Source organism: Yersinia sp. 1652 StPb PI (genome assembly GCF_041538345.1).
Taxonomy (GTDB): Bacteria; Pseudomonadota; Gammaproteobacteria; order Enterobacterales; family Enterobacteriaceae; genus Yersinia; species Yersinia enterocolitica_E.
Genome location: NZ_JAULSM010000001.1, coordinates 2841114 through 2859670, shown reverse-complemented (window position 1 = coordinate 2859670; position 18557 = coordinate 2841114). Strand labels below are relative to the sequence as shown.

Below are 18557 nucleotides of genomic sequence, written 5' to 3'. Positions count from 1 at the left end.
ACTCACCGTGCATAGTCATGCATCTGGTGCAGGTGGCAATAGCACTCGGCAGGGCAAAGGTGTTGTATCCTGGCGGATACAAATTTAGCGCACGACTTCACCCCCTATTCTGGAGGAGTTAACGGATGTTCACCCATCGTAAAAAGTGGTTATCGGGTGTTGCTGCTGGCTTGTTAATGGCCGCGTCCGTCTCAGCATCTGCTGAGGAAAAAACACTGCACGTTTACAACTGGTCCGATTATATCGCACCCGATACGCTGGCTAATTTCCAAAAGGAAACCGGCATTAAGGTTGTCTATGATGTGTTTGACTCCAACGAGGTGTTGGAAGGTAAGTTGATGGCCGGGAGTACCGGGTTTGATTTAGTGGTGCCATCAGCCAGTTTCCTTGAGCGCCAATTGTCTGCGGGTGTCTTTAAGCCGTTGGATAAAAGTAAGCTACCTAATTATAAAAATCTCGATCCTGAGTTGTTGGCGCTGGTCAGCAAACACGACCCAGAAAATAAATATGCTATTCCTTATTTGTGGGCGACAACAGGTATCGGCTATAACGTCGAGAAAGTGAAAGCTGCTCTGGGGAAAGATGCGCCAGTAAACAGTTGGGATCTGGTGCTGAAACCTGAAAATCTTGAGAAGTTGAAAAGTTGCGGTGTCTCTTTCCTGGATGCACCAAGTGAGATCTTTGCAACTGTACTCAATTACTTAGGTAAAGATCCAAACAGTATTCAGGCGACCGACTACACCGGTCCTGCTACTGAGTTGTTGCTGAAACTGCGGCCGAACATCCGTTACTTCCACTCTTCACAATATATTAATGATCTGGCAAATGGTGACATCTGCGTCGCTGTCGGTTGGGCCGGTGACATCATGCAGGCGTCTAATCGGGCCAAAGAAGCGAAAAATGGCGTGAATGTGGCCTACAGCATTCCGAAGGAAGGCGCATTAGCGTTCTTTGATGTGTTTGCGATGCCATCTGATGCTAAAAATCAGGATGAAGCCTATCAGTTCCTGAATTACCTGATGCGCCCTGATGTGATTGCTAATATCAGTAATCATGTGTTCTATGCCAATGCCAACAAAGCGGCAACGCCATTGGTAAATGCAGAAGTACGTGATAATCCTGGTATTTATCCGCCAGCGGATGTGCGTGCCAAAATGTTCACGCTGAAAGTACAAGACCCGAAAATTGATCGTGTGATCACCCGGGCTTGGACAAAAGTGAAAAGTGGTAAATAACCCATTGGGGTGAATCAGTAGCTTGTGCTCAACGCGTGACTGATATCACATTGATGGAAAGTGAAATGAACGAGGGTAGGGGCAGGGAGTTTATCTTCCTGTTCCTGTTTTTTATTGTGCCGCATCTTAAATGCGGCCTGTTCTGCTTTTACGGAGAGCACGCTGAGTGAATGATGTAATTCCCCGCCCGCAGCCAAAATCCCAGAAGGTGTTTACACCCTTGTTGGAGATCCGCAACTTAACCAAATCATTTGATGGTCAGGCCGCGGTAGATGACGTCAATCTGACTATCTACAAAGGTGAGATTTTTGCGCTGTTAGGGGCTTCAGGCTGTGGTAAATCCACCCTGTTGCGGATGCTGGCCGGCTTTGAGCAGCCCACTCAGGGGCAGATAGTGCTCGATGGGCAGGACTTGTCTCATGTGCCGCCGTATCAGCGCCCGATCAATATGATGTTCCAGTCTTATGCGTTATTTCCCCATATGACGGTTGAGCAAAATATCGCGTTTGGCTTGAAGCAAGACAAGTTACCTGCTGATGAGATCAAAAGCCGCGTTGCAGAGATGCTGACATTGGTGCACATGCAAGAGTTTGCTAAGCGTAAACCACATCAACTCTCTGGCGGGCAGCGTCAGCGCGTGGCTCTGGCCCGTAGCTTGGCCAAACGGCCAAAACTGCTGTTGCTGGATGAACCCATGGGGGCGTTGGATAAAAAGCTGCGTGATCGGATGCAACTGGAAGTGGTTGATATCCTGGAGCGGGTGGGGGCGACCTGTGTGATGGTTACCCATGACCAGGAAGAAGCGATGACGATGGCCGGGCGCATCGCCATTATGAACCGTGGCAAGTTTGTGCAAATTGGCGAACCGGAAGAGATTTATGAACATCCGAACAGTAGATTCAGCGCTGAATTTATCGGCTCGGTGAATGTATTTGAGGGGGTACTAAAAGAGCGGCTGGATGATGCATTGGTGATTGACAGCCCTGGTCTGCGCCATCCATTGAAAGTGGATTCTGATGCCTCGGTGGTAGACGGTGTCCCGGTATTTGTGGCTCTGCGCCCGGAAAAAGTGATGTTGTGTGAACAAGTGCCAGAAGATGGCTGCAACTTCGCGGTCGGTGAAGTGGTACACATTGCTTATCTGGGGGATTTATCCATTTATCATGTGAAGTTACACAGCGGGCAGATGCTGAGTGCACAGCTACAAAATGGTCATCGCTACCGTAAAGGGATGCCAACCTGGGGCGATGAAGTGCAATTATGTTGGGATGCTGACAGTTGCGTGGTTTTGGGTAATTAAGAGCCTTGGGGAGTTAATATCGTGATGTCTAAATCTACCCGTGGGGCAGCAGAACCACCGACCCGTACTGTCGGGCCGATTAAGGCTTTTGTCCAGCGTTACCAAATGGCGCATGGCCGTAAACTGGTTATTGCCATGCCTTATTTGTGGCTATTTCTGTTGTTTATGTTGCCGTTCCTGATTGTATTCAAAATCAGTCTGGCCGAGATGGCGCGCGCCGTACCCCCTTATACCGATCTGGTTACCTGGCTGGACGGCAAGTTGGATATCTCGCTCAATCTGGGTAACTATCTGCAACTGCTCGATGATCCGCTGTATATCGATGCTTACCTGCAATCATTGCAAGTGGCTGCGGTGTCGACGCTATGCTGCCTGATTATCGGCTATCCATTGGCTTGGGCGATTGCACACAGTAAATCATCCACTCGTAATATCTTATTGCTGTTGGTGATTTTACCGTCATGGACATCATTCCTCATTCGGGTTTATGCCTGGATGGGTATTCTGAAAAACAATGGAATCTTGAATAATTTCCTGATGTGGACCGGGATTATTGATCAACCGCTGATTATTCTGCACACCAATCTGGCGGTATACATTGGTGTGGTTTATTCCTATCTGCCATTCATGGTACTGCCAATCTATACTGCGCTGACCCGACTGGATTATTCGTTGGTGGAGGCGGCGCTGGATCTGGGGGCCAAGCCATTTAAGACCTTTATCAGTGTCATTGTGCCATTGACCAAAGGTGGCATTGTTGCCGGTTCCATGTTGGTGTTTATCCCTGCGGTGGGTGAGTTTGTTATCCCTGAACTGCTCGGTGGGCCGGACAGCATTATGATTGGTCGTATTTTGTGGCAAGAGTTCTTTAACAATCGCGATTGGCCGGTTGCCTCGGCGGTTGCGACGGTGATGTTAGTGCTGCTGATTGTGCCGATACTTTGGTTCCACAAGCATCAGAATAAAGAGATAGGAGGCCCGGTATGAATAACCTACCGGAAGTACGTTCGGTCTGGCGTCGGGTGATCCTTATTGTCGGTTATACCTTCTTGTATGCGCCGATGTTGATGCTGGTTATCTACTCATTTAACAGTTCTAAACTGGTAACCGTATGGGCGGGGTGGTCAACCCGTTGGTATACAGAGCTATTTAATGATTCAGCGATGATATCTGCCGTTGGCCTGAGTCTGACTATTGCCGCCGCCTCCGCCACGATGGCGGTGGTTCTGGGGACAATAGCCGCGGTGGTGATGGTGCGTTTTGGCCGTTTTCGCGGTTCAACCGGTTTTGCTTTCATGCTGACAGCGCCGTTGGTGATGCCCGATGTGATTACCGGTTTATCATTGCTACTGCTGTTTGTTGCTATGGGGCATGCTATCGGTTGGCCAGCAGAGCGTGGCATGTTCACCATCTGGCTGGCGCACGTCACCTTCTGTACTGCCTATGTGACGGTAGTGATAAGTTCTCGTCTGCGTGAGCTGGACCGTTCTATTGAAGAAGCCGCCATGGATTTGGGGGCCACACCGCTGAAAGTGTTCTTCGTGATTACCGTGCCGATGATTGCACCGGCATTAATCTCCGGCTGGTTATTGGCCTTTACTTTATCGCTGGACGATTTAGTGATTGCCAGCTTTGTTGCCGGCCCTGGGGCGACAACCTTGCCGATGCTGGTCTTTTCTAGTGTGCGGATGGGGGTCAATCCAGAGATTAATGCCCTTGCCACACTTATCTTGCTGGTGGTTGGGATAATCGGTTTAATCGCGTGGTGGTTTATGTCCCGTTCGGAAAAGCAGCGGTTGCGTGAATTACGAAAAGCTGCCCGTAGCTGATTGCCGTTAAAACTGTTAGGCTTCATTCTGCTTTAACGCCGCTGACCAGCGGCGTTATTGTCAGGAATAACATTAGGTTGCAGCAACCGGACTGAGGGCAGATAGGGCAACATGAGAAAACTATTTTCATCCTTAGCATTTTCATCCTCTGCAACGACGCCAGTACCGGTCCTCATCGCCGGTACAGCCATTATTGCTACCCGTATCCTCGGCGTATTATTATTGGTTGCGACTCTGGGGTGGGTGGGTACCGGCGAATTTATCAGTGAAAGTCTGCAAAGCTGGGATTTTGGCCTGATCTTCTTGGCCAGTGTGGTGCTATTGCTGTTAGACATTGTCTGCGGCGCTGCGGTGTGTTATCGCAAGAACTGGGCGCGTTGGTGCTATTTGGCGTGTCAGATTATCGCGAGTGTTTATTTGTTGATGGTGTCACTGGACTGGTTGTATTTAGATGTTTTTCGGGTTGAAGGTGATACCGGCAGCGAAATTTTACATAGCCTCCTGTTACAGAAGATCCCCGATGTGGTGATTATCGGTTTGCTGTTTTTCCCCTGGTACCGCTATTTCCCTCAGTCAAAATGAGTGTTTAGCGCGGCACAATGCTACAATTCGCCTCATCAACAGCCTCGGCTGCAAATTATTCAACTTCTCAGATTATAACGGTCAATATTAATGCATTGCGCACAGTATACGGCGGGTCGCTGTCGTTCCTGCCAGTGGCTGGATAAACCCTATCCACAACAACTGGCTGACAAACAACATCATTTGGAGAGCCTGCTAGCTGGTCACCCTGTGGCTCAGTGGTTAGCGCCGGTTTTCGGGCGTGAGAACGCTTTTCGTAATAAAGCGAAAATGGTGGTCAGTGGTAGTGTTGAACGGCCGCTATTGGGGATGTTGCATCGTGACGGTACCCCGGTCGATTTATCTGACTGTCCACTCTATCCGGCCAGTTTTGCCCCGGTCTTTACCGTGCTGAAAACGTTTATAGCCCGCGCTGGTCTCACACCCTATAACGTTGCACGTAAACGCGGCGAGCTTAAATTCCTGTTATTGACTGAAAGTATTTATAGCGGTGAGTTAATGCTGCGCTTTGTACTGCGTTCTGAAACCAAGCTGGCGCAATTACGCGCAGCACTGCCATGGTTACAGCAGCAATTGCCTCAACTGGCTGTTATCTCGGCTAATATTCAGCCAGTGCATATGGCAATCTTGGAAGGGGAGCAAGAAGTCCCGTTAACTGAACAGCAGGCGCTGCCCGAACTGTTTAATCAGGTGCCGCTGTTTATCCGGCCACAAAGTTTTTTCCAGACCAATCCTCAGGTTGCCGCCTCACTGTATGCCACGGCACGGCAATGGGTGCGGGAGCTGGAGATCAGCAGTATGTGGGATCTGTTTTGCGGAGTAGGTGGTTTTGGTTTGCATTGTGCCAGCGCCGAGACACAACTCACCGGTATTGAAATCAACGCGGAAGCCATCGCCTGCGCACGTCAATCGGCGCAGCAGCTAGGATTAAAGAATGTCAGTTTTGCCGCACTGGATTCCACCCGTTTCGCCACCGCAGAAACGCAAGTGCCGCAGTTGGTCTTGGTTAACCCCCCACGGCGTGGCATGGGTGCTGAACTGTGTGACTATCTTGCTCAGATGGCACCTGAATTCATACTCTATTCAAGCTGTAATGCGCAGACAATGGCGAAAGATATCAGCCTGTTAACCGATTACCATATTGAGCGGGCGCAGTTGTTTGATATGTTTCCGCATACTGCTCATTACGAAGTCCTCATATTGCTTACCCTGCGTCCTTGAAGCTGTAGGGTTGTTGGCTGCGTTCACTTACCCGAATCACTTACTTGAGTAAGCTCATCGGGATGCGTTCGCTTGCCGCCTACCTACAACTGCAATGACTTTGGGTATGTCCTGCGTCCTTGAAGCTGTAGGGTTGTTGGCTGTGTTCACTTACCCGAATCACTTACTTGAGTAAGCTCATCGGGATGCGTTCGCTTGCCGCCTACCTACAACTGCAATGACTTTGGGTATGTTCTGTGTCCTTGAAGCTGTAGGGTTGTTGGCTGTGTTCACTTGCCGCCTATCTACAACTGCAATGACTTTGGGGAAGTTATTAAATCAGTTTGGAAACCACTTATCATTGATGGCTTTATATGTCCCGTCAGCTTTAACGGCATCAATGGCTTTATTCAACTTCTCCAACAATGCGGTATTATCCGGGCGTACCGCAATGCCAAGGCCAGTGCCGAAGTATTGTGGGTCGGTCACATGTTCACCAACTGATGCCAGATTCGGATTGGTTTTCAGCCACTCATTCACTACAGCAGTATCACCAAACACCCCATCAATACGGCCATTTTTCAGGTCAATAATGGCATTCTGGTAGCTGTCATAAGCCACTGTCTGAATTTCAGGATGCAAATCCTGCAAATATTTCTGATGAGTGGTGCCATTTTCCATCCCGATTTTCTTGCCTTTCAGGTCGGCAAAAGAACTGAATTTACCTTTCGGCGCAATCACAATGGCGGAGTTTGCATAATAAGGCTGGGTGAACGCGACCTGTTTGCTACGCTCAGGGGTAATATCCATGCCAGAAATGACGGCATCATAACGTTTGAATTTCAGTGCTGGGATAAGACTATCAAAAGCCTGATTGGTGAAGGTACAGTTGGCCTCCATTTGTTTACACAACGCTTTTGCCAGATCCATATCGAAGCCGACGATTTCGTTATTGGCATCCATTGATTCAAATGGCGGATAGGTGGCTGAGGCAGCAAAACGAATAGTTTCTGCGGCAGTCGCGCTGAAAACCATACCACTGAGTAGGGTTGCCAATAGTAACTTTTTCATGCTTAAACTCCTGTCTGAATTTTTTTAATAGAATATGTTATTAGTTATTGATTTTATTATGCCTTGTGATGCTTCATCGCGATTTATTCGGATGGGTGATGAGGTTTACATTGCCATTTTATGAATTTATATGCAAGTAATGTGATTAAAAATTTGTTTTTTTATTTTAATTACAGGAAGGACAAACTAGAGGTTTGGGTTCGCGCGGGATTACATAAGGGGCCACGCTTATGGCCCCTTTGCCGGTTGGTTCATTGGAGGTCAGGTGAGCTGTGAAGCCCTAACAGCCGAATATGATCACTAAACAGCTAACAACCAAATTGGTCACAAAATCAAAAGAATAATCTTAATTCCGCCGCTCAAACGCCAGTGCTCTGCGTTCCACCAATCTCATCAGCAACGTTAGCAAACCATTCACGCACAGATAGACAATCCCGGCGGCACCAAACACCATCACGTCATAGGTACGGCCATACATCAGTTGGCTATAGCCCATAACTTCCATCAATGTGATGGTATAAGCCAATGAGGTACTTTTGAATACCAGGACCACTTCATTGGAATAGGATGATAATGCGCGCTTAAAGGCAAATGGCAGTAGGATGCGTAACGACTGGGCTTTTGACATCCCCAATGCTTCGCAAGATTGCCATTGACCCGATGGAATTGCCCTAACTGCACCGTAGAACAGTTGCGTAGTATAGGCCGCACTGTTCAATGCCAACGCAATCATTGCGCACAACCAAGGTTGCGACAATAAGCTCCATAACCACGGATATTCACGGATAGCAGGGAATTGACCTGGACCGTAATAGATCAAAAAGATCTGCACCAGCAGCGGGGTGCCGGTGAACAGTGTGATATAAATTTTAACCAGTGGCGTGATAATCGGTGTTTTTAGCGTTAACACAATGGTAAACAGCAGCGACAACACCAGTGCCACCAACAGTGATGCAATCGTCAACGTCAGGCTGGTATGCAGCCCTTTAAGGATCTCGGGTAAATATTCCAGCATCAGGATGGGCTCCGTTCAAAACGAGTGGTACGGAGTTCAATCCATTTGAGCACATACTGGCTCAGCAGAGTCACCACCAAGTAGATTGCCGCTGCAATTACATACCAAGTGAAAGGTTCCTGGGTCCGGGTTGCAATACTTTTGGTTTGTAGCATCAGGTCATTGACGCTGATAAGCGACACTAACGCTGTATCTTTCAGCAACACTAACCACTGATTGCCCAAGCCTGGCAATGCATGACGCCACATCTGCGGCATGATTAAACGGAAGAAGATGGCCGCCTGACTCAAACCCAATGCCTGACCTGACTCCCACTGCCCGATAGGCACTGCTTTCAGTGCGCCGCGTAAGGTTTGCGAGGCGTAAGCAGAATAGAGCAGGGCGAGTGCGATAACACCACACAAGAACGGACTCACCTCAAAATTATCGATATTGAGCTTAATGGGTAGCTCAAACAGATAAAGATTTAGGGTAAAACCGTCCGACAGCATCATCAACAACTGGGAGGAGCCGAAATAGATAAACAGGACCACCAGAATCTCCGGTAGCCCACGCAAAATGGTGACCCAGCCGGTAGTCAGGTAGCTGACCACTTTCACCCGTGATGATTCACAGACGGCAAACAGCATCGCCAGAACCAGACCGAGGGCCAGTGCACAAACGGCAAGGCCGACGGTCATACCGGCGGCGCTTGCTAAAGGTTGAAATTCATTCATGGGTGCTTAGATTACTGCTGGAACCATTTTTTATAAATTGTCTGATAGGTGCCATCTGCTTTAACTTTCGCCAGTGCAGCATCTAACTTACCCTGTAACTCGGTGTTGTTCTGACGCACTGCGATACCTAAACCGGTACCGAAATAGTCAGCGTCAGTCACTTTGTCACCCACCGCAGCGAGTTGGTTATTCTGCTTCAACCACTCGTTGACGACCGCGGTGTCGCCAAATACTGCGTCCAGACGGCCATTTTTCAAATCAAGAATAGCATTCTGATAGCTGTCATAAGGTACGGCGGTAATTTCAGGGTGTTTTTCCATCAGGTATTTCTGATGGGTAGAACCATTTTGCATCCCGACGCGTTTGCCTTTCAGGGCCGCCAAATCAGCCACTTTACCTTTCTCAGCGATAAACAGTGCGGAGTTATCGTAATAAGGTTTAGTAAAGGCAACTTGTTTTTGGCGCTCAGGGGTAATGTCCATACCTGAAATCACCGCATCAAAACGTTTGAATTTCAGGCTTGGAATCAAGCTGTCAAAGGCTTGGTTGGTAAAGGTACATTCGGCTTGCATCTCTTTACACAGCGCATTAGCCAGATCGATATCGAAGCCCTGCATTTTATTATTGGCATCAATAAATTCGAATGGCGGGTAAGTGGCTTCAGCCGCGAAACGGATAGTTTCCGCGGCAGAGGCGGACAGACTGATACTGGCAAGGACGGCCGCTATTATTAATTTTTTCATCGCAAATTCCCAAATAGATATCAATGTGACAGATAGCTGGCAAAAGCTTCGGTTGTTGGTTGTGTAAAGTGGCTGGCATCACCTTGTTCCACCACATGACCGTTTTCCATGTAAACCACACGGCTGGCCGTTTTGCGGGCCACTTCAACCTCATGGGTAACAATCACCTGAGTGATGCCGGTGCCGGCCAATTCACGGATGATACTGACGATTTGTGCGGTAATCTCCGGGTCAAGTGCCGCTGTGGGTTCGTCAAACAGCAAAACTTGCGGCTCCATCATCAACGCGCGGGCAATCGCCACTCGCTGTTGTTGGCCACCAGAAAGGTGCAGGGGGAAGCGGTCAGCAAAATCAGTCAAACGCAACCGTGACAGCAGCTTCTGCGCACGTGCCATGGCTTCATCTTTTGATAGACCCAGCACACGGCAAGGGGCTTCAATCAGGTTTTGTACCACTGACAGATGTGGCCAAAGATTATATTGCTGAAAGACCATACCCACATTCTGGCGCAATTCGCGAATCGCTTTTGCACCGGGAGCCTGAGTAAAGTCGAAGTGATTACCGGCGATCTGCAAAGTCCCTGAACGGGGCATTTCCAACAGATTCAGTACGCGCAGTAATGAGCTTTTACCTGCACCGCTTGGTCCTAATAGCACTAAGGTCTCGCCAGCCGGGCAGTCTAATGTAATGTCGAACAGCGCCTGATGTACGCCGTAATAACAGTTAATTCCGTTAAGTTGAATACTCATGCGCCAAATCTGAATAGCCAATGATGCGGTGAATGGTAACTTCCGCGGCATACTTATGCAATCTTTGTGCGTTAAAATTTATTAATAACCAGAATAAACCCAGCAAAATAGCATAACATTTGGATTTGACTGATATCCGAGGGAATTTGTCACGCGATGCATAAATCTGACAGAGCTATCCCCGTCATCTTTCACATTGCAGGGGTGTTGGCTGCTCTCGCTAACCCGAATCACTTACCAGTGTAAGCTCATCGGGATGCACTCTTTTGCCGCCTACCTGCAATTCGAAATCTATAGGGGATACTCATTTTCTTTCACATTGCAGGGGTGTTGGCTGCTCTCGCTAACCCGAATCACTTACCAGTGTAAGCTCATCGGGATGTACTCTTTTGCCGCCTACCTGCAATTCGAAATCTATAGGGGATACTCATTTTCTTTCAAATTACAGGGGGGTTGGCTGCTCTCGCTAACCCGAATCACTTGACTGTGTAAGCTCATCGGGATGCACTCTTTTGCCGCCTACCTGCAATTCGAAATCTATAGGGGATGCTCATTTTCTTTCAAATTACAGGGGTGTTGGCGGCATTTGGGGCTGGTTAGTGATCACCCAGTAGCTGCCGCAAGCTCCCTGCCGGTGCAGATACCCCCATAAAACGGATATCGTCGACAACCCAGCATGTCCCTTCACGTATCATCAGCACTTCGTCTTGCCACATCACCGATTGGCCACCCGCAGTTTGATGCGTCAAATTAACCCGCAGCGGAATATTTCTGGCATCGGTATTGGGAATGGTTGAGGCACTGGCAACGTCGGCACTGGTACTCCCTTCCCGCAGGCTGGTGAAAATATCGCCGTTTATGGTTTGAGTTTTATTCACCTGGGTCGTAGTGCGGTTGCCAATCTGTTTTCTGGCAATCTGAATTTGCTCGTACAACGCCTGACTCAAATAAGGGCGAAATTGGGCCGAGAGATTATCATCAGGTAAGCCACTTTGATGACCAATTTGTTGCACGCGGAGGTCATAGAATTTTTGCGCTACGGTATCCGGCCCACCTTCAACACAAGGTGTAGCACGGCTGCTGATATCCTTATAAGCGGGATCAACGGTGCTGGTACAGGCGCTAAGCAGAATGGCAAGAGGAAGAACAAGGGCAATATTTTTCTTTTTCATATGATGACCTTAGGTGAAAGAATCTGTTATGAAAGTTATTTCAGTATATACCCAAAGTCATCAGAGTTGCAGTTGGTCAGTAAATCAACCATTTCCACCAATTTTTACCTAGGGTGCTGTTTTACTTAGCGCATAACTTACCGTGCTCTTTCAGCCAGCGGGCGGTACGGATAATCCCTTCGTCCAGTGAGACAATGGGCCGATAGCCTAATTCTTCTTCAGCCCGGTGGGTATCCAACGTTAGATCAAAATTGAGCTTAGCGACGCCATAATGTGTCAGCACCGGCTCTTTTTCTGCTTTATTTCCCAGTTTCTCCATGGCTCTGGCCATGATATCCATCATCGGGTAGGGCACGGAGCGGATACGGCATGTCATATCCAACTCTTCCAGTAAATGTTGCACGATGGTGCGCAATGGGCGGGGCTGCTGATTGGTAATATTATAAGCGCGACCGGACAGCGTGTTCTCACGTTGAGTCGCCAGCCACATCGCATGCACCGCATTTTCCAGGTAAGTCATATCCACCAACGCATCACCGCCACGGGGTAACAGCAAAGTGCCATAATACTTAATCATCTGTAACAGGCGCGGCAGCATCACGGTGTCGTGAGGGCCAAATAACCCCTGCGGGCGTAAAATAGTGAAATGTGTTTGTGGATTGGAAAGTGCTAATTGTTTGATAACCTCTTCACCGGCAGCTTTACTGCGGGCGAACTCGTTAGCAAAACGTGCCGGGCGGAAGTCCTCCTGAATATTTCGATGGTGGTGATAATCGAAATAGATAGCCGGTGAGGAGATATGAATAAAATTCTCCACACCATAGGCTGCGGCCCATTCCCCCAAACGGCGTGTGGCGCGCACATTAGCCAGTTCGAACGCCTGTTCGGTGCCCCAAGGAGAGGTAAAACTAGAGCAATGCCATAGGGTATCGACGTCTGCCAGCATGGCTTTCGCCTGCGAGGAGACCAGGTTTGTCAAATCTGCATGAATAAATTCAGCACCTATTTTTGTCAACAATGCGCCCATCGCCGGATTGTTGCCGGTAGCGATGACTTTAATACCCTGACGACGGAGATATTCAACGGCATTTCGGCCTAACCCACAGGTTGCACCGGTGACCAATACCTTCATAGCGAATTCGGTTCCCACCAAAAATCAGAATGCTAGCGTTTGGAATCATTCGCCCAGCAAATAAGATGCCATTCTTTCGTGAAATGCGGTGCTATGCAATCAGAATCCCCTGCTTACTTGAATTTGCAGCGTTATTAGCTGCAACGCCCATTAAATAGGGGATGCATCACGCCGTTTGATTTAAGGCTCTGATTCGTTGTGCGCGGGTGCGGTAGGTTCACGATCATATTGCTCGGCCAGCGCCGCGATGCGTTTTGCCATTCCACGGAAAATAAACAGGTGTGCTGGCATCATGACAAACCAGTACAGTAAACCGCTAAAACCGGCCGGATGCCACCACGCCCGCACATCAATGCTTCGGCAGCCACCTAAATCCTTGATAGTAAAAGTGAGACGGCCCAGACCCGGCGCTTTCATGCCGAACATCATGGCTAACTGGCGTAATGGTTTGATTGTAATGACTTTCCAACCATCAATCAGGTCACCTAATGCCAGTGTTTCCCGCTCTGGGCGGCCATATACCACGCCACCACCGGCGATGTCATCCATCCAGGCGCGGATTTTCCATAACGGATTACCATAAAAATAACCTTCTTTACCGCCGATTTGTTGCACCACGTGCCACAGCGCCTCGCTGGAGGCGGTGGTCGATAGCTGGCAACCGGCCTGTTTAGGGTAAAATCCGTAGCCGGGCCGCCAGCGGGCGCGGGCCTCGGGGTCGTAGCCCCAATCGGCGGAGTCGACCACTTCATCTTCACGGCGCAGTGTCTCTTTGACCGCGTCGTCAAAACTTATCAGCTGTTGTGGGATAAGCGCCTGCAAAGCTTCACCATTGGCTGGTAAATCATGGTTCAATCCGGCAATCAATGCACTGGCAATCGGCGTGGGTACCGAGGTGACCAGATTGATGAAATAAACCGAAATAAACCGGGTAGGGAGTGGGATCGGTATCAGCCAACGCCGTTTACCACTGATCGCAATAAAGCGCTCAAACAGGGTCTGATAACTGATGTATTCCGGCCCGGCAACCTCGAAAATTCGGTTATCTTGTGCCGGATGGTTGAGTAATTCAGTCAAATACACCAGCAGGTTATCCAGTGCAACGGGCGACGATTTAGAACGAACCCAGCGTGGCGGGGTGAGGATGGGCAGGTTATAAACCATATCGCGCATCACTTCAAACGCGGCCGAACCGGGGCCGACGATAATACTGGCCCGTAGTTCGGTGACCGGAATGCCGCTTTGGCGCAGCAGCTCACCGGTTAACTTGCGCGCAATCAGATGAGGCGAGCTGTTATCCTCGGGTTGTAAGGCACCTAAATAAATAATCTGTTTCACCGTGGACGATGAGGTTGCGGCGCTGTGTTGTAGCGCCGTTTTCAGATTATTAGCAGCAATACGTTCCTGTTCAATCAAGTCCTGCCCGTCGCCCATACCATGAACCAGATAATAAACAACATCAATATCTTGCAACGCAGCACTGAGTGTGGCTGGCTGATAAAGATCAACAAAGTGACAATCGACTCCCGGCCACTGTTGTTCTTTTAACCACTCAATGCGGCGGGCGGCGGCAATGACATGGTGTCCTTGTTGGCTAAGCTTTGGAACCAGGTGCTGGCCGATATAGCCACTGGCACCTAATACCAATATCCGTTGCGGTGTCATGAGCACTGCTCGGTCAAAAATTCACGCCACAGTGCAACCACTTTCTCCAGATCATGGCGGCTGATATTAAGGTGAGTAATCATTCGAGTTACCGGGCCTGCACTGATCAATACACCGCGTTCACGCATCCAAGGGCCAAGCTTGGCGGCAGCCTCGGCGGATTGCTTAATATACAGTACGTTGGTCTGTGCTCCGGGTGCTGCAATTTCGATATCCAATGCGCGCAGTTGCTGCTCTAGCCATATTGCATTGTCATGGTCATCTTTTAACCGGCTGACATTGTGCTCTAAGGCATACAAGCCTGCCGCGGCCAGAATACCCGCTTGACGCATACCGCCACCGGTCATTTTACGCCAGCGGCGGGCGCGTTGAATATATTCAGCACTGCCGCACAACAGGGAACCCACCGGTGTGCCCAACCCTTTTGAGAGGCAAATCGTCAGGGTATCGCAATACTGGCTGATCTCGCTTAGTGGCACATTTAAGGCGACGGCCGCATTAAAAATACGTGCGCCATCGATATGCAGTGCCAGTTTCCTCTCTCGAGTCAGCGCCCAGGCTTGCTGTAAATAACGAAGAGGCAACACTTTGCCGCTATGGGTATTTTCCAAACTCAACAGCCGGGTCTGAGCAAAATGAATATCATCGGGTTTGATGGCTGCCAACACTTTATCCAGTGGCAGGGTACCGTCATCATTGGCTTCAATAGGTTGTGGCTGAATGCTACCAAGCACTGCCGCGCCACCGGCTTCATACAGATAGTTATGGGCTTTCTGACCGACAATATACTCTTCACCCCGCTGGCAGTGGGTTAATAGTGCCACCAAATTGGCCTGGGTGCCGGTTGGCAGGAACAGTGCCGCCTCCTTACCTGACAGGCTGGCGGCTTTAGCTTCCAAGGCATTAACCGTTGGGTCATCGCCATAGACATCATCACCCACTTCAGCGTTAGCCATCGCATTGCGCATTGCGGTGTCAGGTTGAGTTACTGTGTCACTACGTAAATCGATCAGCATAATTTTCTCGCGGTCAGAATAAGAAGATATTCTTCATCATAGCCAGATTGATAAAACAAGAAAGGAGTGAAAGGTATTATTTAGCTATTTGGTGAGTAATATTTATCGTGATAACTGATAATTAATTCGAATCGGCATTATTGGCTGATTTATTAGGATTTTTCTCGCTGAGCATAGACCAAACACGAAGATGTATTAATTTCCTCCAGGCATTTGCCTTGTTTATCGGTAAAAAAACGCGTTTCCAGTTCGTGGGCATCAGCCTTATCCAATAATATGAAACCGTATTGCTCCAGCAAGGTATCTATGCCGCGGGTAGTGATACCAAACGTCCACTCTTCGCCAATACTGCGCACACGTTCAACACTCTCTTTTGCGCCATATTCCGGGTTGTGCTGGGGTAAGCCTTCTTCGTCGGTTAATACCGAGAGTTCCGTCAACAGATGAGCATAAACAAAGTCGCAGATAATTTGGCTACCTTCATTGCAGTAGTCACTTATGGCACTAAACAGTGTTTTTACCTGTTCTGGCTCGAGATACATCAATAACCCCTCCAGCAGAAACAGGCATTTTTCACCCGCTTGTAACGGGATATCCGCCAGAATGTCCGCCAGACTTTGCAGATTAAAATCAAGGGGTAAAAAAGTTAGATTGGTAGGTGGGGTGATATCACACTCACGGAGTTTCTCTATTTTAGATTGTTGCATGGCTGGATGATCTATCTCATAAACCCGGCTATGTTGCAGTGCGTGATAGAAACGAATCGCTCTTGAATCAAAGCCCGCACCCAGAATAAATATTTTACTAAATCGACCTGCGGTTTTCTTAAATAGATCATCGATATACAAGGTTCTGGCGACAATATAAGGGTAAATTCCTGCCGGGGTAGCGATATGTAAACTATCATCGCCCAATAGAAAGGTTTTCTGCATCATAGAAAAGAATGAATGGAAGGTCTGGCTTAGAATAACCGCCACGTAATCATCACTTTTAAAATAAGGCCGTTTATCACCGTATGACTTTGCCCGCAGTAAACAGGTTAATTCAGCCGTAGCCGAAGTCCCTGATTTGGCTCTCTTTGACATAATGACACCACCATAAATAAAGTTAGCGTGCTGCTTATATAGCTACTAACAATTATCCTGATAAATAATGGCAACCACTGATTAAAAGACAGTACGCCTCTATTTGCTATTTTGCTGGGTGGCGAGTAAAAAATGTCGTTTATGACACATAAAATATAAGGATAATTTCTGTCTCAATCAGGAACTGAAGGGGGGGAACAATGAAAGTGATTAAATAACCACTTTCATTGCTAATTATTCTGTTACCAGATGGCTTTGGGAATCAGCGGAGCCAGTTGGTTTTTGCCAGCTCGACCACCTCATCGCCACGGCCATTAATGATAGCCCTTAGCATGTAAAGGCTGAATCCTTTGGCTTGCTCAAATTTGATTTGTGGTGGCATCGCTAGCTCTTGCTTGGCGGTGACCACATCGAGCAAAACCGGCCCCGGATGAGCGAAAGCACTCTCCAGTGCGGCATCTAATTCGCCGGCTTTCTCGACCCGAATCCCTTTGATACCGGCGGCATTGGCAATGGCGGCAAAGTCTGGATTATGCAAGTCAGTGCCATCGGTCAGATAGCCACCGGCTTTCATCTCCATGGCGACAAACCCCAGAACACTGTTGTTAAACACCACAATTTTCACCGGCAGTTTTAATTGTGCCAGAGTGAGAAAATCCCCCATCAGCATGGTGAAACCACCGTCACCGCATAAGGCAACCACTTGTCTGTCAGGGGCCGTTGCTTGCGCGCCAATGGCTTGCGGCATGGCATTGGCCATCGATCCATGGTTAAACGATCCCAGTAAACGCCGCTTACCGTTCATTTCCAGATAGCGGGCCGCCCATACCGTCGGTGTGCCGACATCACAGGTGAATATTGCGTCATCAGTGGCATGGCGGCTAATCTGTTGTGCCAGATATTGCGGGTGGATGGGTTGATTATCATTGGCGGTTGCCAAACCATCCAGATCTTTACGGGTGGTACGGTAGTGCTCTAACGCTTTTTGCAAAAATGTGCTGTCACTTTTGACTTCTAGTTGTGGCAACAGCGCGCTAAGCGTGGTTTTGATATCGCCGACCAGCGCCATATTGACCGGGCAATGTGCACCAATACTGCCGGGGTTGATATCAATTTGGATGATATTGGCGTTGGTTGGATAGAATGCACGGTAGGGGAATTGTGTTCCCAGCAGAATCAGGGTATCGGCATTGAGCATGGCATGATAGCCGGAGGCAAAACCAATCAGCCCTGTCATGCCAACGCTGTAAGGGTTATCCCACTCAATATGTTCTTTCCCGCGCAGGGCATGTACTACCGGGGCTTGCAGCATTTCAGCTAACTTCACCACTTCATCGTGGGCGTCAGCACAGCCGCTACCACACATTAGCGTGATATTTTTCGCCTGATTAAGCGTTTGCGCCAAAATGTTCAACTCACTCATCAGCGGCTGAACTAGCGGTAATTTGGGGGTTTGCCACACGATGGCGGCATCTTCTGGTGCAGGTTGTAACGCCACGTCACCTGGCAATACGATCACTGAAACGCCGCGATTGAGGATGGCTTGACGCATGGCGATTTCCAGCACCCGTGGCAGCTGTTCCGGGTTAGAAACCAGCTCACAATAGTGGCTGCATTCGCGAAACAGTTCTTGCGGATGGGTTTCCTGGAAATAACCACTGCCAATCTCACTGGAGGGAATATGTGCGGCAATAGCCAATACGGGGACATGATTACGATGACAGTCAAACAGGCCATTAATCAAATGCAAATTACCCGGGCCACAGGAGCCGGCACAGACTGCTAACTGCCCGGTGAGTTGTGCCTCCGCCCCGGCGGCAAAGGCGGCCACCTCTTCATGGCGAGTCCCCAGCCATTCGATAGTGCCCATCCGATGCAGACTATCACTCAGGCCATTGAGCGAGTCGCCGGTTACACCCCATATTCGCTTAACACCTGCTTGTTCCAACGTTTTTGCGACCAGTGTTGCCACAGTTTGCTTCATAGTTGTGTTCCCTCAAGGATTAATGGCGAGTCATTATTCTATGAGGTCAAAGTATGGCGCGTT

17 protein-coding genes are annotated in these 18557 nt (G+C 48.9%); 6 read left to right on the top strand and 11 right to left on the bottom strand.

Annotation, left to right across the window (positions count from 1 at the left end; translation table 11 throughout):
* The first annotated feature begins 125 nt into the window (after nt 1–125).
* The 6 genes from potF to rlmC all read left to right on the top strand — a co-directional run bounded on the left by potF (nt 126) and on the right by rlmC (nt 6167).
* A complete protein-coding gene (gene potF, locus Q2T71_RS13125) occupies nt 126–1235 on the top strand; it encodes a spermidine/putrescine ABC transporter substrate-binding protein PotF (protein ID WP_083158400.1) in 1110 nt (369 codons plus the stop codon).
* Nucleotides 1236–1401: 166 nt separating this feature from the next.
* Entirely contained in the window at nt 1402–2535 is a 1134-nt protein-coding gene (potG, locus tag Q2T71_RS13120) for a putrescine ABC transporter ATP-binding subunit PotG (protein ID WP_083158401.1), read from the top strand.
* 24 nt (nt 2536–2559) lie between these two features.
* Nucleotides 2560–3522 carry a putrescine ABC transporter permease PotH gene (gene potH, locus Q2T71_RS13115; protein WP_372559361.1) on the top strand — a complete coding sequence of 321 codons (963 nt, stop codon included), beginning with the start codon at nt 2560–2562 and terminating at the stop codon, nt 3520–3522.
* Nucleotides 3519–4364 (top strand): putrescine ABC transporter permease PotI, encoded by an 846-nt coding sequence (gene potI, locus Q2T71_RS13110; protein WP_050084992.1) that lies wholly within the window; start codon nt 3519–3521, stop codon nt 4362–4364. The genes potH and potI overlap by 4 nt, the downstream gene beginning before the upstream one ends.
* Before the next feature lie 111 nt (nt 4365–4475).
* Nucleotides 4476–4946 (top strand): YbjO family protein, encoded by a 471-nt coding sequence (locus Q2T71_RS13105; protein WP_372559360.1) that lies wholly within the window; start codon nt 4476–4478, stop codon nt 4944–4946.
* A 90-nt stretch (nt 4947–5036) separates the two neighbouring features.
* Entirely contained in the window at nt 5037–6167 is a 1131-nt protein-coding gene (gene rlmC, locus Q2T71_RS13100) for a 23S rRNA (uracil(747)-C(5))-methyltransferase RlmC (RefSeq protein WP_372559359.1), read from the top strand.
* A gap of 318 nt (nt 6168–6485) precedes the next feature.
* Here the strand turns inward: rlmC and artJ (Q2T71_RS13095) are convergent, their stop codons facing one another.
* The 11 genes from artJ (Q2T71_RS13095) to poxB all read right to left on the bottom strand — a co-directional run bounded on the left by artJ (Q2T71_RS13095) (nt 6486) and on the right by poxB (nt 18494).
* Nucleotides 6486–7217: an arginine ABC transporter substrate-binding protein gene (gene artJ, locus Q2T71_RS13095; protein WP_372559358.1), complete on the bottom strand. Its 732-nt coding sequence runs from the start codon at nt 7215–7217 to the stop codon at nt 6486–6488.
* 346 nt (nt 7218–7563) lie between these two features.
* Nucleotides 7564–8232 carry an arginine ABC transporter permease ArtM gene (gene artM, locus Q2T71_RS13090; protein ID WP_032899150.1) on the bottom strand — a complete coding sequence of 223 codons (669 nt, stop codon included), beginning with the start codon at nt 8230–8232 and terminating at the stop codon, nt 7564–7566.
* Nucleotides 8232–8948, bottom strand: coding sequence for an arginine ABC transporter permease ArtQ (gene artQ, locus Q2T71_RS13085; RefSeq protein ID WP_005184781.1), 717 nt, complete (start codon nt 8946–8948; stop codon nt 8232–8234). Before artQ ends, artM begins: the two co-directional genes overlap by 1 nt.
* An 11-nt stretch (nt 8949–8959) precedes the next feature.
* Entirely contained in the window at nt 8960–9691 is a 732-nt protein-coding gene (artJ, locus tag Q2T71_RS13080; protein ID WP_005184779.1) for an arginine ABC transporter substrate-binding protein, read from the bottom strand.
* A gap of 20 nt (nt 9692–9711) precedes the next feature.
* On the bottom strand, nt 9712–10440 hold the full coding sequence (gene artP, locus Q2T71_RS13075; RefSeq protein ID WP_050074082.1) for an arginine ABC transporter ATP-binding protein ArtP: 729 nt from the start codon (nt 10438–10440) through the stop codon (nt 9712–9714).
* A 596-nt stretch (nt 10441–11036) separates the two neighbouring features.
* Nucleotides 11037–11612 carry a lipoprotein gene (locus Q2T71_RS13070; RefSeq protein ID WP_372559357.1) on the bottom strand — a complete coding sequence of 192 codons (576 nt, stop codon included), beginning with the start codon at nt 11610–11612 and terminating at the stop codon, nt 11037–11039.
* A gap of 121 nt (nt 11613–11733) precedes the next feature.
* The gene (locus Q2T71_RS13065) at nt 11734–12744 is read right to left on the bottom strand and encodes an NAD-dependent epimerase/dehydratase family protein (protein ID WP_372559356.1); all 1011 of its coding nucleotides are present in this window, start codon (nt 12742–12744) and stop codon (nt 11734–11736) included.
* Nucleotides 12745–12924: 180 nt separating this feature from the next.
* A complete protein-coding gene (locus Q2T71_RS13060) occupies nt 12925–14409 on the bottom strand; it encodes a DUF2867 domain-containing protein (protein WP_372559355.1) in 1485 nt (494 codons plus the stop codon).
* Entirely contained in the window at nt 14406–15425 is a 1020-nt protein-coding gene (gene ltaE / locus Q2T71_RS13055; RefSeq protein ID WP_372559354.1) for a low-specificity L-threonine aldolase, read from the bottom strand. The genes Q2T71_RS13060 and ltaE overlap by 4 nt, the downstream gene beginning before the upstream one ends.
* A 152-nt stretch (nt 15426–15577) precedes the next feature.
* Nucleotides 15578–16510 (bottom strand): class I SAM-dependent methyltransferase, encoded by a 933-nt coding sequence (locus Q2T71_RS13050; RefSeq protein WP_372559353.1) that lies wholly within the window; start codon nt 16508–16510, stop codon nt 15578–15580.
* Between the two features lie 262 nt (nt 16511–16772).
* On the bottom strand, nt 16773–18494 hold the full coding sequence (gene poxB / locus Q2T71_RS13045; RefSeq protein ID WP_372559352.1) for a ubiquinone-dependent pyruvate dehydrogenase: 1722 nt from the start codon (nt 18492–18494) through the stop codon (nt 16773–16775).
* Nucleotides 18495–18557 lie beyond the last annotated feature (63 nt).